This window comes from Ruegeria sp. YTSA105, from assembly GCF_059610225.1.
In genome coordinates this window covers 49,082-71,757 of sequence record NZ_JBXWNE010000013.1, presented here as the reverse complement: position 1 = coordinate 71,757, position 22,676 = coordinate 49,082, and the positions used below count along the sequence as shown (strand labels likewise).

General features: G+C 54.4%; 20 protein-coding genes and 1 tRNA gene. 11 read left to right on the top strand and 10 right to left on the bottom strand.

Annotated features, from left to right (window positions below; genetic code table 11):
- Nucleotides 1–35: 35 nt before the first annotated feature.
- From AC2FH2_RS15460 to AC2FH2_RS15445, 4 genes are all read right to left on the bottom strand, one after another.
- Nucleotides 36–1,382 (bottom strand): hypothetical protein, encoded by a 1,347-nt coding sequence (locus AC2FH2_RS15460; protein WP_496824273.1) that lies wholly within the window; start codon nt 1,380–1,382, stop codon nt 36–38.
- A gap of 97 nt (nt 1,383–1,479) precedes the next feature.
- Nucleotides 1,480–2,892 (bottom strand): FAD-binding oxidoreductase, encoded by a 1,413-nt coding sequence (locus AC2FH2_RS15455; protein WP_496690544.1) that lies wholly within the window; start codon nt 2,890–2,892, stop codon nt 1,480–1,482.
- Between the two features lie 27 nt (nt 2,893–2,919).
- A complete protein-coding gene (gene ggt / locus AC2FH2_RS15450) occupies nt 2,920–4,713 on the bottom strand; it encodes a gamma-glutamyltransferase (protein WP_496824271.1) in 1,794 nt (597 codons plus the stop codon).
- 51 nt (nt 4,714–4,764) lie between these two features.
- A complete protein-coding gene (locus AC2FH2_RS15445; protein ID WP_496814613.1) occupies nt 4,765–5,751 on the bottom strand; it encodes a 2-hydroxyacid dehydrogenase in 987 nt (328 codons plus the stop codon).
- 137 nt (nt 5,752–5,888) lie between these two features.
- Here AC2FH2_RS15445 and AC2FH2_RS15440 point away from each other — a divergent pair, with 137 nt between their 5' ends.
- Together AC2FH2_RS15440 and AC2FH2_RS15435 are read left to right on the top strand one after the other, a co-directional pair.
- On the top strand, nt 5,889–6,410 hold the full coding sequence (locus tag AC2FH2_RS15440; RefSeq protein ID WP_142638974.1) for an SH3 domain-containing protein: 522 nt from the start codon (nt 5,889–5,891) through the stop codon (nt 6,408–6,410).
- 438 nt (nt 6,411–6,848) lie between these two features.
- Nucleotides 6,849–6,923: transfer RNA gene (locus AC2FH2_RS15435), tRNA-Gln, on the top strand.
- A 254-nt stretch (nt 6,924–7,177) separates the two neighbouring features.
- Here the strand turns inward: AC2FH2_RS15435 and AC2FH2_RS15430 are convergent.
- The gene (locus tag AC2FH2_RS15430; protein ID WP_496824269.1) at nt 7,178–7,729 is read right to left on the bottom strand and encodes a primase-helicase family protein; all 552 of its coding nucleotides are present in this window, start codon (nt 7,727–7,729) and stop codon (nt 7,178–7,180) included.
- 247 nt (nt 7,730–7,976) lie between these two features.
- Nucleotides 7,977–8,744 carry a helix-turn-helix transcriptional regulator gene (locus tag AC2FH2_RS15425; RefSeq protein WP_496824267.1) on the bottom strand — a complete coding sequence of 256 codons (768 nt, stop codon included), beginning with the start codon at nt 8,742–8,744 and terminating at the stop codon, nt 7,977–7,979.
- 153 nt (nt 8,745–8,897) lie between these two features.
- Here AC2FH2_RS15425 and AC2FH2_RS15420 point away from each other — a divergent pair, with 153 nt between their 5' ends.
- The 7 genes from AC2FH2_RS15420 (at nt 8,898) to AC2FH2_RS15390 (ending at nt 15,793) form a co-directional block, all read left to right on the top strand.
- Nucleotides 8,898–9,998 carry an ABC transporter ATP-binding protein gene (locus AC2FH2_RS15420; protein WP_246097278.1) on the top strand — a complete coding sequence of 367 codons (1,101 nt, stop codon included), beginning with the start codon at nt 8,898–8,900 and terminating at the stop codon, nt 9,996–9,998.
- A 34-nt stretch (nt 9,999–10,032) separates the two neighbouring features.
- Nucleotides 10,033–11,196, top strand: a complete 1,164-nt coding sequence (locus AC2FH2_RS15415) for an ABC transporter substrate-binding protein (protein WP_496694458.1) — start codon at nt 10,033–10,035, stop codon at nt 11,194–11,196.
- A gap of 38 nt (nt 11,197–11,234) precedes the next feature.
- Nucleotides 11,235–12,086, top strand: coding sequence for an ABC transporter permease (locus tag AC2FH2_RS15410; protein WP_142638982.1), 852 nt, complete (start codon nt 11,235–11,237; stop codon nt 12,084–12,086).
- Between the two features lie 7 nt (nt 12,087–12,093).
- Nucleotides 12,094–12,915 (top strand): ABC transporter permease, encoded by an 822-nt coding sequence (locus AC2FH2_RS15405; RefSeq protein ID WP_142638984.1) that lies wholly within the window; start codon nt 12,094–12,096, stop codon nt 12,913–12,915.
- An 18-nt stretch (nt 12,916–12,933) separates the two neighbouring features.
- Nucleotides 12,934–13,692, top strand: coding sequence for an SDR family NAD(P)-dependent oxidoreductase (locus tag AC2FH2_RS15400; protein WP_142638985.1), 759 nt, complete (start codon nt 12,934–12,936; stop codon nt 13,690–13,692).
- A gap of 278 nt (nt 13,693–13,970) precedes the next feature.
- Nucleotides 13,971–14,729, top strand: coding sequence for an alpha/beta fold hydrolase (locus AC2FH2_RS15395; RefSeq protein ID WP_496824265.1), 759 nt, complete (start codon nt 13,971–13,973; stop codon nt 14,727–14,729).
- Between the two features lie 131 nt (nt 14,730–14,860).
- A complete protein-coding gene (locus AC2FH2_RS15390) occupies nt 14,861–15,793 on the top strand; it encodes a DMT family transporter (RefSeq protein ID WP_496824263.1) in 933 nt (310 codons plus the stop codon).
- A 532-nt stretch (nt 15,794–16,325) separates the two neighbouring features.
- On the opposite strand, the gene AC2FH2_RS15385 is transcribed toward AC2FH2_RS15390, so the two are convergent.
- The 3 genes from AC2FH2_RS15385 to AC2FH2_RS15375 form a co-directional block, all read right to left on the bottom strand.
- Nucleotides 16,326–16,676: a DUF1194 domain-containing protein gene (locus AC2FH2_RS15385; RefSeq protein ID WP_496824261.1), complete on the bottom strand. Its 351-nt coding sequence runs from the start codon at nt 16,674–16,676 to the stop codon at nt 16,326–16,328.
- A 107-nt stretch (nt 16,677–16,783) separates the two neighbouring features.
- Nucleotides 16,784–17,554 (bottom strand): hypothetical protein, encoded by a 771-nt coding sequence (locus tag AC2FH2_RS15380; protein ID WP_496824259.1) that lies wholly within the window; start codon nt 17,552–17,554, stop codon nt 16,784–16,786.
- 73 nt (nt 17,555–17,627) lie between these two features.
- Nucleotides 17,628–18,143, bottom strand: a complete 516-nt coding sequence (locus AC2FH2_RS15375; protein ID WP_142638993.1) for a DUF805 domain-containing protein — start codon at nt 18,141–18,143, stop codon at nt 17,628–17,630.
- 569 nt (nt 18,144–18,712) lie between these two features.
- Here AC2FH2_RS15375 and AC2FH2_RS15370 point away from each other — a divergent pair.
- Nucleotides 18,713–19,012 (top strand): hypothetical protein, encoded by a 300-nt coding sequence (locus AC2FH2_RS15370; RefSeq protein ID WP_496824257.1) that lies wholly within the window; start codon nt 18,713–18,715, stop codon nt 19,010–19,012.
- Between the two features lie 124 nt (nt 19,013–19,136).
- Complete coding sequence (locus AC2FH2_RS15365; RefSeq protein WP_496824255.1) at nt 19,137–20,681, top strand: ShlB/FhaC/HecB family hemolysin secretion/activation protein; 1,545 nt, start codon at nt 19,137–19,139, stop codon at nt 20,679–20,681.
- 1,331 nt (nt 20,682–22,012) lie between these two features.
- Here the strand turns inward: AC2FH2_RS15365 and AC2FH2_RS15360 are convergent.
- Nucleotides 22,013–22,351 carry a MobA/MobL family protein gene (locus tag AC2FH2_RS15360; protein ID WP_496824305.1) on the bottom strand — a complete coding sequence of 113 codons (339 nt, stop codon included), beginning with the start codon at nt 22,349–22,351 and terminating at the stop codon, nt 22,013–22,015.
- Between the last annotated feature and the right edge of the window lie 325 nt (nt 22,352–22,676).

Below are 22,676 nucleotides of genomic sequence, written 5' to 3'. Positions count from 1 at the left end.
CTGGGGGTCGTTTTTCCTAAAAGTTTTGAACTTTCTCAGCCGCCAGACAGCGAGCAGGTCTTGCGCGCATCTTTGAAGGCGCATTTGCCCGAAGACCCTGCTCCACCCTTGTTCACACGAATCTCGGATGCTTCGTTCACACGTTTCCCAGAAGCATCGGCAGTTTCTGAACCTTTAAAAAACGACTTCAGGCCGCCGAACAAACCGCTCGAGCTTTTCGGTTCGACCTCTTTTTCTTCCGACCCACCCGTTAGCTTCCCGAAAAGTCGCCCAAAAACACTGCCGCCAGATCCATCCGCATCTGCGTTTTCAATTTCCAGGCCAGCCAACCCTTTGCGATACCCGATCTGGATCAAATCATCCGGGGATTGGATATTGTTTGCCGTCAGATCGAAAGCATCAGATGGCAACCCGTGTTGTGCCGCCATTGTATTGGCAAGCAAGGCCAACCCGTTGATGTTTTCGATCCGCAACTGAGCAATCTCGCTGCGCAGCCGGGTGAACTCGGCCCGGACTTCGGCCATTTGCAAGGCGCGCTCAATGCCGCCATCCGGGTCGGTAACCGCCTCGTTTCCTACACCAGGCACCGGCCGGCTAAGCAACGCGTTCATCCCATCATAGTCAAGCTGGCTGAGGAATATGCGCACATCCTGCTCCGGGGCATCCGTGTACATCTCAACACGGATTTCCTCACCCAGACCCAGGGTGCCCGTATAGATCTGGAACCCAACCGGCTGTGTCAGATCCGTCACTTTGGCAGTGATCATCGACCAGACTTTACGGACATCGAGATGGATCGGGCTGTACTCTGCTTCGACGAACTGAAAATAGGCAACGCCCCCGATCACACCGAACGGAGCATAGTTGCTGGCGCCGAAATCCATCGAGTCGATCGATCTTGCGATATTGCCCGCAAGTGAATCCGCGGAAGCCTCCTGCCGCAGTTTGATCTCAATCCAGTAAGTGTGACCAGCCTTTTCATAAACCCAGCTTACCTTATCCAGTTTTTTGGCCTGTATTTCAGCTTTTTGAACAGCCACCTTACTGGCAAGCGGGCGCGCGGCCTCACTGACTGATTTCAAGCCCCCCCCTTCACGCGCATCGAGCGTGAAGTCACTGTCCATTATTGCCCGACGCGAAAGCACTGAATCCGGGACCGGCATATAGGGCTTGCCCCCTGCGCGCCAACGCTTCTGGCGGTCGCGTTCTGCCGCTTCGGCATCCAGTTCTTCATGATAAAGGGCGAACCGCGTTTTGAGCGTTTCCACATAGCCGTTTGCCGACAGCGTACCTTCGTGTTTCTTATCCTGCTGGTAGTAATCCAGCCCGGCGACAACCAATCCAACAATCAGCGCAAACCCGATCAGCCGCAACGCGTCCATTAAATTACCTCAATATTCATTCACTGCTTATTTCGCGCAGAATCTTTGAAAATTGAGGCATCCTTGTGGCCTAGATACGGAATAATCCGCGCGGTTTTTACCCGTCCCGAGCCGGAAATATTTTTCCCGGGTTCATGATATTGTCGGGATCAAGCGCCTTTTTCACCGCCTCCATAAAGGTCAGCGCTGCCCCTAGCTCCTTGGCCAGGTATGACCGCTTTCCTTGCCCGATCCCATGTTCCCCGGTACAGGTTCCCTCCATCTCGATCGCAAGGTTATTCAACCACCCAACAAACCCGTCCGCTTTGGCCACTTCGTCGGCGTTTTCCATGTCGATCAACAGCAAGGTGTGAAAATTACCGTCCCCTACATGCCCGACAATCGGCGCCAAAAGCCCAAGTTCCTTGGCCTTGTTTCGGGTCGCAGTCACGCATTCTGCCAGTCGCGAGATCGGTACGCAAACATCGGTTGATATGCCCCGCGCACCCGGGCGCAACTGCAAGCTGGCCCAATACATATCATGGCGTGCCTGCCAGAGTTTGTTGCGTTCTTCGGTTGTCGAAGTGGCCGCGAAATCTGTGCCGCCGAACTCTTCGGCGATCTGACCAAATGTCTCAGCCTGCTCGACCGCACCACCAGTCGATCCATGAAACTCCAATAGCAAAAGCGGGGTTTCCGGTAAGGCCAGTCCCGAATAGGCGTTTGCGGCCTTCACCGACACCTCGTCCAACAACTCGATCCGGGCCACGGGAACGCCGTACTGGATCGTCATCATTACAGCCTGACATGCCGCGTCGACAGAAGGAAAAACACAACGCGCCGAGGTGATCGCTTCGGGGATGCCTTGCAGACGCAGAGTGAGTTCTGTGATGATGCCCAGCGTGCCCTCTGCGCCTACCATCAGGCGGGTCAAGTCATACCCGGCCGACGACTTTCTGGCCCGCTGCCCGGTCCGGATGATTTGCCCGTCCGGCATCACGGCCTCAAGGCTAAGGATATTGTCCTTCATCGTGCCATAGCGCACCGCATTGGTTCCCGAGGCACGGGTCGCCGCCATACCGCCCAGCGAGGCGTTCGCACCGGGATCAATCGGAAAGAACAGACCCTGATCACGCAGATGAGTGTTCAGCTCCTCTCGCGTTACACCTGGTTGCACGACACAATCCAAATCACCGGAATGAACGGCCAGTACCTTGTTCATCTGAGACAGATCGACCGAAATGCCACCGGCTGGCGCGTTCACATGCCCTTCCAGCGAGGTTCCGGTGCCAAAGGCAATCACAGGGACCTTATGCGTGGCGCAGGCCTTGACGATTTCCGAGACTTCCTGGGTCGAATGCGGAAACACCACTGCATCAGGGGGCTGGTTTTCGATCCATGTGGTCGTATGCCCGTGCTGCTCGCGGATCGCCTGACCCGTTTGCAAACGGTCGCCGAATTGCTGTTTCAGAATGCCGACGACCGTTTCAATCCCCGCCTCGTTTCGCCGAAGCGACTTTGCTTGCACCATGCTTTCCCTTTCTGACTGGCCGCTAGACTATTCGCCCAGCGCAATGCCCTCACGTCGCGGATCGGCACCGCCTGTCAGCATGTCCCCGATCTCGATGGCATGAAGACCTGATGTCAGATCACGCGCGTTGACCTCATAGCCAAGTTCGGTCAGCGCATCCGAAAGCCCTTCGGCCCCGGTGCCCTGTTCCACGTCGAACGTGCCGAAACGATTGACCAGATGCGGCAGTGCCAAGGCCTGTTGCACATCCATATCCCAATCTGCCCAGGCGATGATCGACTTGGCAACATAGCCGATAATCCGGCTTCCACCCGGCGATCCGATGGCCAGAACCGGTGCACCGTCCTGCATCACAATGGTCGGGCTCATGGATGAGCGCGGGCGTTTGCCCGGTTCCAGACGGTTGGCAATCGGAACGCCATCACTGTGGGTTTTGAACGAGAAATCCGTCAGCTCATTGTTCAGCAAGAACCCGTTGGTCATCAGCCGCGATCCAAAGCCGTTTTCGATCGTCGTGGTCATGGACAGCACATTGCCATACTGGTCCACGATCGAAATATGCGAGGTCGACGGAAGTTCCAGCGAGATATCATCCGCCCAGTTCGAGGCATGGTCAAATTCGGGATTCCCCGGACCGGCGTCGATCAATGCGGCCTCACCGCTCAGCAACGCGCCCCGTTCGGACAAATAGGCAGGATCGACCAGCCCCTGTGTCGGCATCGGGACAAAATCATGGTCAGCCATATAGCGCCCACGGTCGGCAAAAGCCAAACGCGAAGCATCCCCGATCAGCCGCCAGGATCTGATATCTTCGGGGCCTGTCGCTGCCAGATCATAGCCGTTCAACATGCCCAGAATCTGCCCGACCGTCAGCGCCCCTGAGGATGGCGGGCCCATTCCGCAGACTTCATAAACGCGGTAGGTGGCGCAGACGGGGTCACGTTCGATGACCTGATAAAGCGCCAGATCTGTACCAGACAGCACGCCCGGATTCCCAGGCGCGCTGCGAACCGCGCTGACGATCCCGGCGGCAATCTCTCCTCCGTAGAATCCAGCTGATCCTTCCGCAGCCATGATGCGCAGCGTTTCCGCATAGGCCGGGTTCGTCAACCGCTGCCCCTGTGCAAGCGGCTGTCCTTCCGGCAGGAAATACGCGGCTGTCTCGGGAAATCGCGACAGGCGTTCCGCGTCATTCTCAACAAGGCTGGCCAATCGAGGGGAAACCAAAAAACCCTCATCAGCCAACGTAATGCCGTCAGAAAACAGGCCGGGCCACGGACTGCGGCCCCAGCGGCGATGCGCCTCTTCCAACAAAGCCGGGGTGCCGGGTGTGCCGACAGAAAGTCCCCCGACAACCGCATCAAAGAATTTCAGCGGTTCGCCATTCTCGTCCTGAAACAGACGATGAGTGGCCTCAAGCGGGGCGGATTCACGTCCGTCCAGTGTTGTCAGTTTGCCAGAGGCCGCATCATACCAGACCAGAAATGCACCACCACCAAGGCCTGAGGATTGCGGCTCGACCAAACCAAGTACAACCTGCACGGCAACCATCGCATCAGCCGCCGAACCGCCTGCCCGCAGCACCTTGGCCCCAGCCTCAACCGCCAGAGGGTTGGCCGCGGCCACCATCCAGTTCTGCGACGTCACGGGTTCACCGGCCAATTTCGCTTCGAGTGAGGCTATGACTTCTGCGGTCAGGCCTTGAACCTGCCCGTCAGTACCACCCTCAGGTGCAACCGCATCCGCAGCTTCCTGAGAGGCCAACGGCCCGGCAAAGGTCATGGTTGCCAAAAGCAATCCCGAAATCAGACTTCGTTTCATAGTATCCTCCTGAAAAATTGACTTTGTATCGTCCGGCCACCAAGCCGCGTACTATAACATGGACGGAACAACCTGGTCCGGTGGTCGGTGGCCGTCTTCGAATGTCTTAATATTTATGATAACTTTTTCGCCCATTTCGATCCGCCCCTCAAGCGTGGCAGATCCCATATGCGGCAACAGAACCACGTTCGGCAACTGCCGTAGGCGAGGGTTCACCTTCGTTCCGTGTTCATAAACGTCAAGACCTGCACCTGCGATATCGCCTGACCGGATTTGGCGGGTTAGCGCGTTTTCATCGACCACTTCGCCACGTGACGTATTGACGAGCACTGCACTGGGCTTCATCAGCTTTAGCCGCCGGGCATTCATCAGGTGGAAAGTCGAAGGCGTAGACGGGCAGTTGACCGAGATCACATCCATCCGCGCGACCATCTGATCAAGGCTTTCCCAAAAGGTCGCCTCAAGCTCTTGCTCTGTCTCCGGCCTCAACCTACGACGGTTGTGGTAATGTATCTGCATTCCGAAGGCACTGGCACGACGGGCAACCGCCTGACCAATCCGGCCCATCCCCAAAATGCCAAGACGCCGCCCACCGATCCGCCCACCCAGCAACGCGTTGGGTGACCATCCTTGCCAGTCCCCCTTTTGCATGACGGACAGCCCCTCGGGGATGCGGCGGGTCACGGCCAATATCAGCGCCATGGTCATATCCGCAGTATCGTCGGTCAGCACACCGGGCGTATTCGACACAAGGATGCCGCGCTGACGGGCGGTTGCGACATCGATATTGTCAACCCCTGCCCCATAGTTAGCGATCAGTCGCAGCCTTTCACCCGCCCGCCCCAGCAATCCGCCATCAATCGAGTCTGTAACCGTTGGTACAAGTACATCCGCTTCTTGTACGGCCGCTACAAGCTCTTCTCGGGTCATGGGTGCGTCGTCCGCACGCAACCGGACATCGAAAAGCTCGCTCAATCGGGTTTCAACAGCCTCGGGCAACCGTCGCGTAACGACAACACTCAGACGTTCTCTAGGCACCTGTGTACTCCCACTGCTTTGCAAACTTTCGCGCGTCATGGCATCGTGGCGCAGGATAAGGCGGGGCACAAGAACCCCTGGGCATTGATCCAACCTTTTTTCGAAGCAAAATTAACAGGCATAAGAGCAGACTGTCAGTGAGTGTTCTCCTACCAGTAAATCGCCGGATTCTGGCGCTTTTTTCAGTAATTTTGCTTGTGCTTGGTCCCTTTGTGGCCAGCGCACAGGATAAGCGCGGCCAAGTCACGAATCTGCCTTTGCCACGGTATGTTTCCATGAAAGCGGCCGAGGGAAACGTGCGCAGAGGACCATCCCTGTCGCATCGAATCGACTGGGTGTTCAAACGGCGCGGGATGCCTTTGCAGGTGACGGCGGAATATGGCAACTGGAGAAAGGTTCAGGACCGCGATGGCGCAGGGGGTTGGGTCCATTACGCCTTGTTGTCTGGCGTTCGCACAGTACTAATCGAATCCGACTTGCTGCCGGTCTATTCCAACCCGGACCCAAACTCGCAGGTCAGTGCGCGGTTTGAAACCGGCGTTGTCGCGCGGCTTGGAACCTGCACGATCGAGTGGTGTCGCATCTCTGCAGGTGGATATCGTGGCTGGGCCCTGAAATCCAACCTTTGGGGCGTCGATCCCTCAGAGATTCGCGAGTAGCGCTGATCTCAGAGCAACCGGCAATGAAGTTCCCGATCCGCCACTCTCGAACTTGCTTATTCTTGTTATCTGCTTCGGCATTGGGCGGCCCTACGTAAGCAGGAGGCGCAACAAAGGGGTGCAGCGCCAGAAAGACCACATTCGCGACTGCCACTCGCCCTCGTTAAACCAATCGAAAACCTGCTTCCTGTCCGCCTGCCAGACGAATCCTCGCCCGGCCCAGCCGTTCAACATCTGTCCGCAGAGTCATGCTTCTTTGGCGGAAGAGCCAATTCACAGCCGTTGCCGTCAAACCATGTTCAACACCTTCGGGCAGGAAGAGGTGCTGCTAACATGACCCGTGAAAGATGCTCTGAATTTTTTTTATAACTGGCCTAATTTTTTTGCCTGAAAGCTCTTGAACCCTACCAACAACAATCGTAGATAGCGCCTCACCGTTGGGGTGTAGCCAAGTGGTAAGGCAGCAGTTTTTGGTACTGTGTATCGTAGGTTCGAATCCTACCACCCCAGCCAGTTCATCAGATCATAGAACGACAACAGGCTCTTGGGGCTAAACCCTCCGAGAAATGCCCCCGTTTATGCCCCAGCCACCCGAACCACCCGTTAACAATCATAGCGGGTTCTGCGGGGGTGCCCCTCCCACGTTGCGGGAGGAACGGGTTAGCTGTTCCGAAGTCGAGGTTTCTGCATAGCCACAGGTCTATAGCATATCCCAATCGACCCCGTTCGCCTGCCGGTCACGCTCATCCTCAAGGTTATCACGGCGGTCATAACCAACCGAACCTCTCACCCGTCCACCAGCGACCTGAATCCGGCTTCAGTTGAAGTTCCTCTGATACCACAAGCTTACTGTCCGGAATCGGCTTGTTGAACTTCCCGGTCAGCTTGGCAACGCTGTTTTGCGTGATCGAGTTTTCTTCCCCGAACAGCTTGGTGATCAGGGTGCAGAGGGTGCATTTACCTGTCCCTTTATATCGGGAGTAAAAGAACAAAGCCCAAGCTAGTTTCTCAGCCTCATTCTGAAGACCCCACGAAACCCAATCCTTGACGACGCGGCGGTCAGCCTCGTGGCCGAAGATACGCTCAAGAAACCGATCGAACATAGTCGTGTCAGCGTCGGCCACTGCAAGGTCGCGATAGGCCGGTTCATTCCAAGCGTTGAGAGCAACTGTATCGCCCTCAGGTATGATCGGCTCTTTGATGTCGGGGCGGCATTTCGTAGTTCCGTTCCATATCCGAACATTCTGGCTAGGATCATCGTGGATTTCTTCGAAAGCCCGCTGAAACACCGCTCGCACATGGCCTGGAGTAAACTCCATCGTGGGGTAGTTGCTCCGCATCCTACCCAAGCAGATACGTTTGGCCTCCGCCTGCGACAGAGGATGTGAGGGACGTTCAGGTAGATAGAACTGATTTTTATAGCGGACAACCCACTTGCTGATCTGCCGAGCAAGTAATGCCACGTCCTTTTCGATATCAGTTGCCGCCTCAGGTAGAGTTGGGGCGTTCCGGATCACACGGTAGCAAGGTCGACAATACGGACAAAGTGGGTGTTCAAGGAACCTTTTAAAGTGCCTTTTCAATGAACTTTGAAAAAAGCTCACCCTGCGAATTGATCCTAAGTTTCGCGTAAATGTTGCGTCTGTGGATGCGGACTGTGCCTGGAGAGATGCCGAGAATTGTGCCGACAGCTTCTGCCGAATGGCCCTTCAATGTGAACTCAACAACTTCTCGTTCTCGTGGTGTCAGAACGCCATCGCCAAATGCCTGGAATGCTAGATCGACGCGACGACTAACGCCATTCGCTGCGCCGCCGCGGGCCATCGATGGAAAGTCACTCCAATGTTTGCAACAGGCTGCCCGAACGAGCGGCCATAGAGCGTGCAAATGGCGAATTTCCTTGGCGGAAAAAGGCTTCTCTGCTCGCATGAGCGAGACCACAACCATCCCAGCGCCTGGGATATCGATAAAGTAGCCAATCTCCTCTGCTAACCCAGTCCTTTTGTAATAGCTGCGATAGTATTCGCCCTGATAGAACCTGTCCGGTGCGATATCGCGCATGCGGTACAGACCCGATGTTATCGGTTTTGTCGCGGCCAAAAAAAATGGATCAAGTACGTAGGGCCCGGCTTGGTAGTCCTCAACAAAAATACGCCGTTTGCTTTTGGGGAAATCGTCGTGAAGGTCTATTGGTGCTTCGGTTCCGACATGGCCAAACACTACAGTAAAATCGAATGGCGCGACCTGCCGTAAGCCATCTGCTAAAACACAGGGAAACTCTGGGGTTCCGATCTTCTCCACGACCCTGCCGGCCTCCTCCATCCAATCGTACACTCGCAGCTCCAGATTTTCGAAAAGCACCCCTATACCCCAATTGTGGTATATACAGTTATTCCGAGTTTTTGTTACTTTTTCCTTGTTTGAGTGGTATGCCAGTAAATGCCAAAAAATCAAGCAAAAGGAAAACGGCAGTATATGAGCTTTGACATGAGCGTCACCATGCAGACGATTGCGGAACTCCGAGGAGTGACCAAGACCTTCGGGAATGTGGTCGCTGCCAAAGACCTGAATCTTTCCATTGGGAAAGGAGAGTTCCTGTCATTCTTAGGCCCATCTGGTTGCGGCAAAACCACTGCACTTAGAATGCTGGCAGGTTTCGAGAAGCCAACCGAAGGTCAGGTGTTGCTCGATGGAGAAGTCGTCAACGACTTGGATGCGCACCATCGCCCAGTCAACATGGTGTTTCAGCACTACGCTCTTTTTCCTCACCTGAGTGTGTTCGACAACATCGCGTACGGCCTGCGCCAACAACGACCACGCGTAGACAAACAAACAATCGCGACAAAGGTTGAGCAAGCGCTGGAAACTGTCCGTCTTGGTGGATTTGGCCCACGTCGCATCTGGGAGATGTCTGGTGGTCAGCAGCAACGCGTCGCTTTGGCGCGTGCGATCGTAAACGAGCCCAAGCTTTTGCTGCTCGATGAACCAATGGCTGCTCTGGATCGAAAGCTTCGAAAAGAAATGCAGTTTGAACTGCAGAACCTGCAACGACAACTAGGAATAACTTTTGTCCTCGTCACGCACGACCAAGAAGAAGCGCTTTCAATGTCCGACCGAATTTGTGTGATGGAAGGCGGCAGTATTGTGCAGGTAGGCAGCCCACGTGAACTCTATGACATGCCCCGCAGCCGCTATGTGGCAGGATTTGTAGGCACCTCGAATTTCTTTGATGCAACCGTAACTGACGCAGCAGCCGAGCAAATCACTGTGCGTTTAGCGAGTGGCCAAAAGGTGCACGGAACTCCGGAGATCCCAATCGATGTAGGGCAGGTAGTGTGCGTCAGTATCCGTCCTGAACAGATCACGCTGACCCGCGCGCTACCCGCAGCTGAAATCGCTCTGCCAGTTACCATTCAAAATCGGATCTTCCTTGGGGAGCACACAGAATACCTTGCGCGCAACGAAGCACTGGGTGATTTCCACGTACTTGTGCCAAGGCAAGCGGAATTGAACGAGGGGACGTTCAATGCGGGAGAGCAGGCCTTTGTTTCATGGGGCGAAGGCGCACTGCTGATCCTGGAAAATTAACAAATCCCGCAATCCAACAACAGAGAGGTTCACAATGACCAAGGATAATGGGACTATTTCCAAGCAAAAGTTCATGGAAGAGCTTCGCCGGTACCAAAAGGGTTCGGTCACACGGCGACATTTTTTGGGCGTGACAGGTCTTGGGATGGCAACGGCCGTTCTGGGCACGGCTATGCCTGGGTTGCGTCCACGCCCGGCATTTGCTGCCGGAGACATTGGCGACCGAGTGATCCTCGCCACGTGGCCGAACTACCATGACGAGATGAACTTCGAAGCCTTCACGGAAGCCACTGGCGCTCATGTTCAGGTCAATGTTTTTGGCTCGAACGAAGAGATGTTGGCAAAACTGCAGGCAGGTGGGTCTGGTTGGGACGTTTTCGTACCGACGAACTACACGATCACTACGTATGTGGGCGAAGATCTGATCATCCCGCTCGATACGTCCAAACTGCCAAACTACGACGCAGGTTCATTCGAACAACGCTTTTCGGATGCCGGCTCTGTCGATGGCCAACTTTACGCGGTGCCGAAAAACTGGGGCACGACCGGCTTTGCAGTGAATACTAGCAAGCTTGACGGCGCTCCGACTCCAACCACATGGAAAGAGTTCTGGGACCTTACTATGGAAGGTTACTCAGGTCGGACAATGGTGCATGATTACCAACTCACCACCATCGGTAATGCCCTGAAATACTTCGGCTACTCCTTCAACTCGGTCGATGAGAAGGAACTGGCCGATGCCGAGAAATTGTTGCTGGATGCTAAACCGCATCTGTTTGCAATCTCGTCGGACTATCAGCCACCGATGCGTAACGGTGACGCCTGGATGACGATGTGCTGGACAGGTGACGGCAAGCAGATGAATGTCGACATGCCTGAAATCGCCTACGTTCTGGGAGCTGAGGGCGGTGAACTCTGGTCCGACTACTACGCTATTCCTAAGGGCGCACCCCATATGGATGCCGCTTATGCCTTGATCGACTTCCTGCTGAACCCGGAAGTTAATGCGAAAGAAGTCCTCGCTCATGGCTATCCATCGGCTGATGCTCGCACCAATGAGTTGCTGCCGAAGGAATTGCTGGAAGATCCGATCCTTTATCCGGCAGCTGACCTTCTGAGTGCGCTCGAGTTCGGCGCGGCGGCTACGCTAACCGATCCAAACCGTGCCGAGTTGCTCGCCCGCTTCAAGTCGGCCTAAGCGGCAAGGCCGCCAATATCGGAAAAGACGAGGACAATATGACCGAACGAGGCAGAAAAGCACTGTTGCTGGCACCGGCAGGAATATGGCTATTGGTAATGCTTGCCCTTCCTCTGCTGGTCGTCTTCGTCTTTTCCTTTGGCGAACGGGGTGCCGCCGGAGGCTATGTTCCAGCGTTCACGCTGGAACAATATGCCAACCTTCCTGCGCGATGGACGGCGTTTAAGAACACTTTGATCCTTGCACCTCTGGGGACTATCGCTGCGTTGGTAATTGCCTACCCGCTCGCCTACTTTCTTGCGGTGCGTTGTTCACCAAAGTGGAGAACTTCGCTGTTGATCCTGGTGATCGTGCCGTTCTGGACATCGATCCTGATCCGGTCATACGCATGGATTTTCATCCTTGGGGGGCGTGGCTTGCCCGCTTTACTGGAGTCGATCGGCATCGATGATGTCCGCCTGATAAATACGCCGTTCGCCGTGCTTGTGGGGATTGTCTATGGGTATCTACCTTTGATGGTTTTCCCAATTTTTGTAAGCTTGGACAAACTGGATAAACGCCTTCTGGAAGCCTCGGCTGATCTCGGCTCTACCCCATGGCGTACGTTCCGTCAGGTGACACTTCCTTTGTCGGTACCTGGTATCGCAACTGGCTGCATGCTGGTCTTCATCTTGCTGATGGGCGAGTTTCTGATCCCAGCGATCTTAGGTGGCGGAAAGGTCTTTTTCGTCGGAAATGCGCTGGTGGACCTGTTCCTGCAGTCTCGAAACTGGGCGTACGGATCGGCGGTCGCAATGACTCTGGTTGTCGTAATGCTTGTCACTGTCTCAATTTACATGAAATTCATCTCGCGTCTGGGTGGCCAGCGCGAAGATGTCTCGCTGATGTGAGGATCCGATGCGCTTATACGCGATTTGCGTCTACCTTTTTCTCTATATTCCCATCGGCATCATCGCGCTTTTCAGCTTCAATGCCGGACGACACGCAAGCCAGTTCATGGGTTTCTCGACCCAATGGTATGGCAAAGCGCTCAACAACCCATTTGTTATGGACGCGCTCGAGACCAGTCTGCTTGCAGCATTCATAACTGCTTGCCTCGCATCCACTCTCGGAACCATGGCTGCCATCGCTTTACAAGGGGTTAAGGGATGGCTCCGAACTTTGTTCGACGCGATGATTTATGTTGCGATAATGATACCGGGTATCGTCATCGGTATCGCGACGCTCATTGCCTTGGTTACCGTATTCGGCTGGCTTAACCCAGTTCTTGCCAGCCTATGGCCCGATGGAGCAAATCCCCCGCAACTTTCCATGGGGATGCCCACGCTTGTCGCTGCGCACACCATGTTCACAATGGCGCTGGTCATAATCATCGTACGTGCAAGGCTATCGGGTATGGACCGCGCGCTCATGGAAGCTTCGGCGGACCTCTTTGCGACGCCCTGGGGCACCTTTCGGCAGGTGACACTGCCGTTGATAGCCCCGGCAATTTTGGCGGGCTTCCTGCTCAGCTTCACTTTCTCATTTGATGATTTCATCATCGCGTTCTTCGTAGCTGGCTCAGAAACAACCCTGCCAATCTACATATTCTCATCCATCCGGCGCGGCGTAACGCCCGAGATCAATGCCATAGGCACTATGGTTATGGGCGCGTCGCTCTTGCTTCTCGTTACAGCGCAACTTCTTTTGCGCCGAGGCGCCTCAAAATCGAATAGTTAAATAAAGGAGCCAAGTGACATGCGGCTTGCAGGTAAAGTCGCGCTCGTGACGGGCGCGGGATCAGGAATTGGTCGGGCGGGTTCAATGGCAATGGCGCAAGAGGGTGCGCATGTCATGGTAACGGATCGCGATGCAACACTTGCTGACGCCACTGTGGCCGAGATCATTGCACAGGGAAATCAAGCATCTGCCTTACAGCTTGATGTAACCGATGACGATGCCCTTACCAAAACCATAGACGAAGCAGTTAAAAACTTCGGTCGGCTCGACGTGTTGCACTCTCATGCTGGGTTACAGATCGAAGGAACGCTGGAAGAAGTGGAACCGGTTGGAATGGATGCTTCTTGGGCATTGAACGTCCGCGCCCACTTCATTGCCGCGCGTGCAGCCGTCCCCCATATGAAATCACAAGGTGGAGGCAGCGTGATCGTCACTGCTTCCAATTCTGGCGTTCAATACGACCGGGGTATGATCGCCTATGCGACCACAAAGCACGCAGCTGTTGCGATGGTCCGGCAGATGGCAGCCGATTACGCTGTCCATGCAATCCGTTTCAATGCCCTTTGTCCAGGATTTGTGGACACCCCCTTCAATGCAGGCTTCGAGAAGCAGATGGGTGGCCGTGCCAAACTGGAAAGCTACATCGAGCAGGCGATCCCTATGAGCCGGTGGGCGACAGTTGAAGAGATTGGCCATGGGATCGTCTATCTAGCTTCAGATGAATCCGCTTTTATGACTGGGCAAGCCTTGGTTATCGATGGCGGTGAATGCATTTAGTGATGGGTTGGACCACTCAAGAGAATGTCTATCGCCGCACTTCATTTTTTGCGAGCACATTTCAGCCCGCTTTGGGCTCAGCTCGGCCCGATGCTCGCGCGGCAATACCGTTGTGATCGGCTGATCGAGACCGGCCATAGGAGGATCGGGTCAAGTCTTTGATCTTGTGTCATGTCGTTCAATGCACGGACGTTGGGAAATCAGGAGCCATAGTTCGCGCTTCAGGCGGCGAAACCAGGGAGTGAGCCCAAATTGTCGAATACTGCGGAGCCGTGTTAATGTCTGCAAACGATGCTCTGGAAGCCAAAATGACCAAACACCCCAGTCAAGTGAACGATGAAAGACCCGCCATTCTCTGTGTTGCAGGCTTTGGTGACAATGCGAGCATGTTTGAAGGTTTGGCTGACACCCACCTCGCCAACAGCTATCGTTTGCTACCCATCAATCTTCCGGGATTTGGCGCTCAGCCTCTGGCAAAGGCAACAACTCTTGAAGCACTTGCACAAACCGTCGCCGACAAAGCGATCAAGCACGGAGCTGAGATCATTGTCGCTCATTCGGTTGCTTCAATCATAGCCTCCCTGGCCGCCAAAAGGGCCGACTGTCCTTTGACAACCATTATTTCTCTAGAGGGTAATATCACCGCCGAGGATGCCTATTTTTCTGGAACTGCCGCGGACTACAGTGATCCGGTTGCGTTTCGTGCAGCTTTTCTTGAGCGGCTTGATGAAATGGCGAAAACGGCACCAATCATCCGACGGTATCGTAATGAAGTATCGAAGGCCGATACTCTGGCGCTGTGGCAACTCGGCACCGACGCACGGCATTTTTCAGCAGGCTGCGTGCCCGGCGAGCTTTTGCAAAGCGCGGCAAATGTGATTTATCTCTACAATCCTGACAACTGTCCGGACAGCACCGTCCGGTGGCTGGAAGAAAACAAGATGGATCGGATTATTCTCGAAAACGCCACTCACTGGGCGAGCGTAGATCAGCCCGAAAGGCTTGCAGAAATGATTGCTGAGGCACTCCACCGATAGGTGAACGCAGCCGTTCACAATTGGATAGGTGAAAGTTGGCTTTGTATTGGATTTCCGCAAGAAACGGGTCGCGGTGTCGCGGTCACTTAAGCTAATCCGTTAGGTAATAGTTAGTGACGGAAGCAGAAGACATGACAAACCAACCCATGCCAGCAATGGATTTTACAGCCAGCGTCATGCTGCTTTTGCTCGCCGCGGTTTGGGGCGGGTCGTTCTTTTTTGGTGAGGTAGCCCTGTCAGAGGTGCCACCACTTACAATTACATTGCACAGGGTTTTTTGGGCGGTTCCTATTCTTGCGCTAATCGTCTTTTTCAAAGGGCTGAGTGTTCCACGCACCCCTCGGGCATGGGGCGCTTACCTCGTAATGGGGGCGCTCAATAATGCCATTCCGTTCTCGCTGATCTTCTGGGGGCAAACGCAAATCGACAGCGGGCTGGCTTCAATCCTAAATGCAACGACAGCAATGTTTGCAGCGGCCGTGGCGGGTTTGCTTCTTAAGGACGAGCCCTTGACTCCGAAGAAGATAGCAGGTGCTGCACTGGGTATTTTGGGGGTGGCCTTCATTATGGGGCCAAGCGCATTGACCGAGTTCAATCCGAGCAATCTGGCACAGCTGGCTATTCTTGGGGCGACGCTCTCTTATGCATTTGCCGGTGTATGGGGCAGGACTGCTCTTTCGGGCCAACCACCGCTGGTGAATGCGCTTGGTATGCTGATCGGCAGCACAGTGCTTATGATCCCGATTGTTCTCGTGATGGATGGCCCCCCAAACTTGGCTCTGTCTTCTGGCGTATGGGCTGCGCTTCTTGGGATGGCCGCACTATCAACAGCACTGGCCTATGTTCTCTATTTCGCAATCCTTGCGCGCGCAGGTGCTGCCAACCTTCTTTTGGTAACCTTACTGATTCCACCGTTCGCTATCGGCCTTGGCGTTTCATTCCTGGGTGAAAAGATAGAGCCAGAGGCTTGGGTCGGGTTCGCCATCATTGCCCTTGGCTTTGCTGTAACCGACGGCCGGCTTTTCTCCCGCTTTGTCAGGCGCAAGCCCCAACAAGCAGAATGAGGCGCTTTCTAGAATACTATTGACCACCACATTACGGAGTGACGATCCTCGCCGTCACCAACTGACCCGGCCAAGCGTCGGGTCTATTTTTGAGTAGCGGACACCCCCAACCCGCCAGCACCAGCGACCCCCGTCAGCCCCCGGAACGAGACTCGCCAGCGGTCGTCTCAGCACCAGTGGGCGGGTCTCTAGTGGTCTCGCAGCGGCCTCTCTAGCGGTCAGAAATGCCCCGTGCTCACTCGTCCTTTGTCCTCGTCCCGCGCTTCGCAAAATGCCCCCGAAACCTCCCCAGTTTCTCGGAGGGTTTAGCCCCAAGAGCCTGTTGTCGTTCTATGATTGCGAATTAACCATAAGCGTGCAAATTTCACTCGGTTCGTGCAAATCGATGTCAATAAGTTTGTCTACTCACACTGCGTCGAAGATCTACCACCATCTGTGCATTTCTATTGAAAGCGCAGAACACTAGTTTTCCTCAGATAATTGCTGCTGGCTTTTTGTATCGAGCCTCGGGTGGTTGATGCAAAGGCCGCTTCTAGGGTTCGCTCCAGATTTGTTGGTTCCGTTCCCAGATCTTCTCGCCAATCAGGCAGTCTGAGGGTGAGGCAAGTTGCGCCTTCATAACCTCTCCTATTGCTGGCGCTGACCCAATTTCCAGTACCAATTTTCTTCGTACGCCCTCCGCAAAGCCCTGCCAGTCAAGCACCGGGACTACGAATGAACCAGGTCCGCCTGTCACACAGTTCTGGTAGTAGACGTCAAGATCGTCGAAGTGCCACTGACTCCCCATACCTTCGCGGGCCATCAGCGGTAACCCATTTATAATAATCGACTTCGACAATACTGCCTCACGGGCCCGCAAAACCAGGCGGAAGTTGCGAAACATCAGCCGCTGCAGCTGGTGAGGTCCAAACAAGGCCTGAAGCAAGCACAATCCCGGAAACCAAACCTTTCAACTGGCGCACTATTTGGGAAGCTGGTTGGTGGGTGGCATCAATTGCACTGATCATACCTGTAGTCCCCGTACTCCAGCCAGTTTGCCGAGCCTTCGCTAAAAATCAGAAATTCGGACCTGTCTTCCCCAAGCAGGGCGACGACAAATCCGGCCGGTGGCTCGGAGTTTCCGAAGTAACTGTAGGCCGTCATGGCTCTGATTAACTCGCCGTTGACCGTTACTCGTGCGTCCCACTCCCCCTCCGGGTTTTCCAAAATCATGGGTTCGATCACGCGTTCTATCGCTCCGCCTCCACAATAGACGATGCCTTCGGGTGCTTCGTAGGAGGCCTCCTGGCTGGCATCCGAAGCACATTCAGAACGAAGGGACCGAATTGCCGCGCTGGAACCTTTTAAGTCGAAGATTCCATAGCTGACATCTTGATCAATCATCGACAAATTAACCGATGCATTGGCCGCAAGCTGGTCCAATACAAAACCATAGTCCTGCTGACTATTGAAACTGATCTCGACGGGATAATTGTCAACGATCTGCAACACAGCGTTTTCAGCGCCAACCTGAAATGCCCCAACCTCGGTGGTGCCGTTCTTCAAAAAACGAATGGAAAGCCCTTGCTTCTCCGCAATGTCCTGGCTGTCCTCATATCCAGCTGGAGCAAAGCGAATACTGTTACACTGAAGCTCCAGCGTCATGTTTCCGGTCTGAATAAATGCATTGGGATTAGGCCCGGAACTGAACGACCACTCCGCCGATGCTGTGGTCGCCATTGCCATCATTAGCGTTCCAATGGAAATCGGTCTGAAACTCATTTTCTCTCTCCATGGTGTTGCGATTTGCACTTTCATTCAGCAGAGATTCCGACTTGTTGCCCCCACAGCGAGGTCAGGAAGCAGGTGCGCCGTATTCGTTTGCGCCTTCTTGGGAAGGTCGTGTCAGCCACCAGATCATCAGAATGGACAGAACGAATTGCAGAATTGAGACAACGACAATACCGGTCAAGCCCAGGACTGCCGCGGGTCCTCGCAATGCATCGGGGTTTTCGGTCCCTTGCTCCAATACCGAAAAGAACGCCACCCCACCCAGCATAACAAAAAGCGTTGTAATGCTGAGCGCCATCGGCAGCAGCAAGTACCAACCAGGTCGTCCTGTATCATGCAGCCTCCGCCAACCGGCGGCTAGCATTGGAATGAGAACGGCCAGTTGAAAAACAGAGGACAGAACCCGAGATCCTTGGCCTGTTTCGGGGTTTGTCCCGAACAGGATCGAATCCAACCCGGCAAAAACGGCACTTACGAGAACCACAAACAAGAAGAACCACCAGTATTCTGAGCGTATAGCCCGCCCGGAGAACTGGAAGTATTTCGAGAAACACGTTTTAACTGCTTCACCGAATCCCATCTTTCATTCCTTTCTCAGTTTCTGTGCGGCCTCAAAACATTTCGCCGCTCAGGAGAACACACTCTCCCCTCTGGGGACTCCCACTTACTTTTTTGTTTGAAAGCAGAAGCCTATCGTACGAGAGCGTAAAGAAGTTTACGCGCGGAAAAAATGTTGATTTATGAAAAAATATATTCGAACATACGAATTCGACACAACTTTTTTTTACCTCCGTTGTTGTCGCTGTCGCCCGATCAACCGGGCCCTTCCGACTGCTGGAGTGAGTGCCGGCGGTCGGAAGGCACTTCACAATAATCTGGCTTGGGAGAACACGATGCTCAGACTTAACGTACTCGTCCTCTCTCCCAAGTTCGCTCTAGCTTTTACCAGTGACGTCATACGGCCATCACACGTTGTTGGCGGCCTAGGTAGTCAACGTAATGTCGTTCTGCCCCACAAGCCCCCCGCGGCAAGTTTTTGGGAAAGGTAGTCAAAGGATCGAGGTGTGTTCTGTTGGCTGCACAGACGCAAAAGCTTCAAACATGCGCATCCAATTTCACTAATTTCAAAGGAACCTGAGGGAGAAAAAAATGACTAACAAGAAGATTATGATTGCAGGCATGACATGTTTCGCATTGCTTGCAGCCTGCGACGACACGAGTACGTCCAGCGCGTCCGCCGAGCTCACGCCCGCTCAGCAGGCATGTTTACGGGATGTAGCCAACGCGACGAACAATTCGCAAGTCGTGGTGCTCTCATCTGCGTTTAGCGAGGCGGGAACACAAGTCACTGTAGGCGTTGGTGAGGATCGCGCTCCGTGGAATTGCATTGCCTACAGTGATGGCGCGACAGCTGGTATCGAGTTCCTTGGCGACGAAGGCGCATTGTAGTCTGTTCGCTGTGTATCTCGAAAGCACCAGTCGTGATCAAATTTGAATAACGGCAAGCTTAGACATTCAAACCTCGTAATAGGATTGGGTTTTAACATGCTCAATCATGCTAAGGTTGTAGAAAATGTCCGTAACCAACTCGGTTGTAATTGCGATCATTTGCACTTTTGTGGCCATTGTTTCAGTTCCAAAGTACAGCATTGCACAAACTTGGGACATAGCATCACAGCACTCTGTCAGCGGCGTAACGGTGTATGATTCAGATGAGCTGCTAACTTTTGCCGGTCAGTTGGCCTTTGATCGGTCAGGGCGCATCACAGCGGTGGAGGTCGCATCAACGATCACGCAGATCTACCGAGAAGACGGCTATTTTTTGGCTGAGGCCTGGCCTGGCCCCGATGGGCAGAGCATTGTTGTTGATGAAGGGCGTATTCAAACCATCGAAATTGAAGGTGTAGATACGCGCACGTTCCAAACCTTGGAAAAGATCTTTCGCCCCCTCACCACCGCATATCCAATAACTCTCAAACAATTTGAGCGGGCGGTTATGTTGGCCGAGGACATACCTGATTTGGAATTGTCGACCGAACTTGATTATCCGGATCAGGCAGGTGCCAGGCTGAGAGTATTGGGAGAGCCTCTGCGCAAACAAGCCGGGAGTGCGACACTCGACAACCCTCCGCGTGAGCTTGGAGAAGCGCTCAGCTTCTATGTCGTACAAGAGTTTTATTCGACGCTGACCGTCGGGGATTTACTGCGCTTTGAGGGATCAGGCAATTACAATTGGGACAAAGACGACGAACACTCTTTGTGGGGCGCTGTTACCTATCGCACGCCGCTGAACAGCAATGGTCTCTACGGTGAGATTTTCTACGGAAACATAAACGCAAAACGTGACCTCTCGGGGGATTTTGCAAGAACGGATATTGACGGCGAGAACTTCACCGTCGCGATGGGTTACCCCGTGATCCGCGATGTAGCCCGATATGGATATTTTCTGCTGGATTATCGCCTTTCAAAAGCGGACTCAGTCAGTGGCGGCGTTCCATTGTCCAGTGACGCGAGCGTTGTTGGCCTTACGTATCTTTACGGGCAAAACTATCCGAAAGGGCAAGCTCTGGAAGCGGGGCTAACCTTATCTTTTGGTGACAATGACAATGACACGACAGACGCAAATTTTGACGACGGAGACTCTTCGTTCTGGCATCTGCGGGGCGGCATCGGATACGAAAGCCCACTTACGAACTTGTCACCCAACACAGCTTGGCGCACCGAGATCTGGGGCCAGTTCACAACCGACCGGTTGCCCTCGGTCGAGGAGTACTTCCTTGGTGATCGCTATGCATTGCGCGGCTATCGGTTCGATGAAGTAGACGGTGATTCCGGGATTTCCGCGATTTTCGAAGTGTCTCACTCCTACTTTCCAAGTTCCCAAAGCATTCATCGCTTAACGCCTTTTGTCTTTTTCGACGTGGGTTACATCTCGAACAATGACCCAGCGAGTTTTGAAGTTGATAATGCTACACTGGCATCGACAGGTCTGGGTTTGGACATTGAGTTTAAGCAAAACCTTTTCCTGTCCGGATATGTCGGTGTCCCTTTGAGAGATGGCCCTTTGACCGACTCAGGCGATCCTGGCGCGTATCTTGCCCTGACAACAAGTTGGTGAGGATGTTATGAAACGAAACCGCATTGTTTTACTTACAGCAGCTTGTTTGGTCGCAGAGCTGGCCGCTACGCAGGTCGTCGCGCAGGGAAATCATTTTGGGTGGTGCCGTGGCGTAGGGAATCCGCACCAGTCGAGCCAAGGATGTGGGCAGGCCGGTGGGCAAGGGGCAGGCAATCAAATTACCGGCCCAACGCAGCCGGTGGCAAATCAGTTGCCGCCTAAAGGAACACAGCAAACGCCCACATCAGTTACTGTTCCAGTCCTTGCGCCGGGCGCGGTCCCGAACGCAATTCCCGGTCAGGTTCCTATTGCGACACCAATAGCGGTTCCAGGTCAGGTTCCCACGCCGGTCCTAGCGCCGACCCTAGTTCCGCCTTTGACACCAAACCGGGTTCCGACAGCTGTTCCAAATCAGGTTCCCTCATTGGCTACCGGTCCTACCGCGGTGCCGCCGCAAGTTCCGACTGCAACTCCCAATCAAGTTCCGATAGCTATCCCTGGCCAGGTTCCGCCTCAAGTTACTGGCCCGACGGCTGTGCCGCCCCTTGTGCCAACAGCAATACCCAACCAAATACCAGTCGCAGTGCCAGGCCGTGTTCCGCAACCCAGCGGCACTACAGCGACGCCACCGCTTGTCCCAACCGCAACCCCCAATCAGGTTCCCACGGCGGTTCCTGGCCAGGTTCCACAGTTGACACCAAAACCTACGGCAACTCACGTGGCCGTCCCAGGACATCCGAAGCCACAAGGCGTCGTGACAATCATGCGCCCAAAGCCGAGGCCGACAACCGGTACTGTTCAGCAACCTGGCACAACACAAGTGACCCACCATTTAACCCACCAACGTAATTCTAAGAAACACGATCACGTCGCAGCAACTCCTGGACGGCATGACCCGCACGACCTGCCGAGGTTCCGCAGCGCAGCGGCCAAGGAAAACTGGGAATGCGTTGCCAGCGGATTTGGGCAACGTCGGTATGATGCCGGGCGCGGCGTGTTGCTGAACAGCGGGGCACTACGACACCTTGGAAATGTGGATGCGATGGCTCGTGATGTACCAGCACGGTACCCGAAGCATTCCGGATGCATTATCTCGGTCAAACGAAAGCAGCGCTGAAGCTCGCTGGGTAGGTTTTGCTCGGACAATGAGATTAATCGACCAATAGTTCGTCAATTGTCATCTGGTTAACTGGCTTTCGTATTGCCCTTATTCCCTGGCGTTTACGTTGGCTGACGTAGCCCAACAATGCTCCGTACCTATATTTACATCAAATAGGCCTACAATCTAAAGTGCCGCACTTCCACGAAGAGCCTCCGACCATCTGGGCCGGTCAAATTAGGCAAGCGAAACTTTGAACGGCAACGCCGTATTCATCGCGAAGCCAGAGGCAGAAGCCGCGGACAAGCCGGACCTGCTCGGGAAGCGGTAGCTCGCGCGGCAGGGATGGGCGCAGTTCGCGGATGACTCTTGCATTCTTTCGGCGTTCCGAACGCTCAGCAGCGTTCCAGAGCTCCTCGGCGTTTCCTGTCCAGTTGATCAATTCATGAGACAGGAGGCCACCCTTTCTGCCCGGCGAAAACCGTCGTCTAACCCGCGCATCCCGGAAGGTGGTGCGCGCGGTGTAGGTGGCGGATTTGACGGCGGAGCGACCGTCGGCACGAGAATGCAGGATGTGCGCGCATCGTAGACCGGGCGCCGCACAGAGGTCGGTTTCGGGACCAAAGGCGACTTAGGGGATGAGCGCAGCATTTGTCGTTTGGGCGGGAACCGGGGGTATTCTGCATTCGTAAAAGATCGGCGGGGCGGAGAACAGTCGAACTTTGATCAACAAACCTGTCTGAAACCTGCCAGCACCGGTCTCACATAGAGGTGCCGAGTGATTTTGTCGACCGGCTGTTGGCTCCGGATGGGAAGATCTTCAAATCCGAAGAAAAAGACACTGGCCGCACCTAGCAAACTTGGCATGGCATCGGGACAACATATTTTGTCAAATG

What these genes read in the sequence shown, in the direction of transcription:
- AC2FH2_RS15390 (WP_496824263.1), top strand. Translation starts at nt 14,861, where the DNA reads ATGACAAACCAACCCATGCCAGCAATGGATTTTACAGCCAGCGTCATG.
- AC2FH2_RS15375 (WP_142638993.1), bottom strand. Translation starts at nt 18,143, where the DNA reads ATGGGATTCGGTGAAGCAGTTAAAACGTGTTTCTCGAAATACTTCCAG.
- AC2FH2_RS15405 (WP_142638984.1), top strand. Translation starts at nt 12,094, where the DNA reads ATGCGCTTATACGCGATTTGCGTCTACCTTTTTCTCTATATTCCCATC.
- AC2FH2_RS15460 (WP_496824273.1), bottom strand. Translation starts at nt 1,382, where the DNA reads ATGGACGCGTTGCGGCTGATCGGGTTTGCGCTGATTGTTGGATTGGTT.
- AC2FH2_RS15455 (WP_496690544.1), bottom strand. Translation starts at nt 2,892, where the DNA reads ATGGTGCAAGCAAAGTCGCTTCGGCGAAACGAGGCGGGGATTGAAACG.
- AC2FH2_RS15365 (WP_496824255.1), top strand. Translation starts at nt 19,137, where the DNA reads ATGTCCGTAACCAACTCGGTTGTAATTGCGATCATTTGCACTTTTGTG.
- AC2FH2_RS15430 (WP_496824269.1), bottom strand. Translation starts at nt 7,729, where the DNA reads ATGGAGTTTACTCCAGGCCATGTGCGAGCGGTGTTTCAGCGGGCTTTC.
- ggt (WP_496824271.1), bottom strand. Translation starts at nt 4,713, where the DNA reads ATGAAACGAAGTCTGATTTCGGGATTGCTTTTGGCAACCATGACCTTT.
- AC2FH2_RS15385 (WP_496824261.1), bottom strand. Translation starts at nt 16,676, where the DNA reads ATGTTTCGCAACTTCCGCCTGGTTTTGCGGGCCCGTGAGGCAGTATTG.
- AC2FH2_RS15410 (WP_142638982.1), top strand. Translation starts at nt 11,235, where the DNA reads ATGACCGAACGAGGCAGAAAAGCACTGTTGCTGGCACCGGCAGGAATA.
- AC2FH2_RS15420 (WP_246097278.1), top strand. Translation starts at nt 8,898, where the DNA reads ATGAGCGTCACCATGCAGACGATTGCGGAACTCCGAGGAGTGACCAAG.
- AC2FH2_RS15380 (WP_496824259.1), bottom strand. Translation starts at nt 17,554, where the DNA reads ATGAGTTTCAGACCGATTTCCATTGGAACGCTAATGATGGCAATGGCG.
- AC2FH2_RS15395 (WP_496824265.1), top strand. Translation starts at nt 13,971, where the DNA reads ATGTCTGCAAACGATGCTCTGGAAGCCAAAATGACCAAACACCCCAGT.
- AC2FH2_RS15370 (WP_496824257.1), top strand. Translation starts at nt 18,713, where the DNA reads ATGACTAACAAGAAGATTATGATTGCAGGCATGACATGTTTCGCATTG.
- AC2FH2_RS15415 (WP_496694458.1), top strand. Translation starts at nt 10,033, where the DNA reads ATGACCAAGGATAATGGGACTATTTCCAAGCAAAAGTTCATGGAAGAG.
- AC2FH2_RS15400 (WP_142638985.1), top strand. Translation starts at nt 12,934, where the DNA reads ATGCGGCTTGCAGGTAAAGTCGCGCTCGTGACGGGCGCGGGATCAGGA.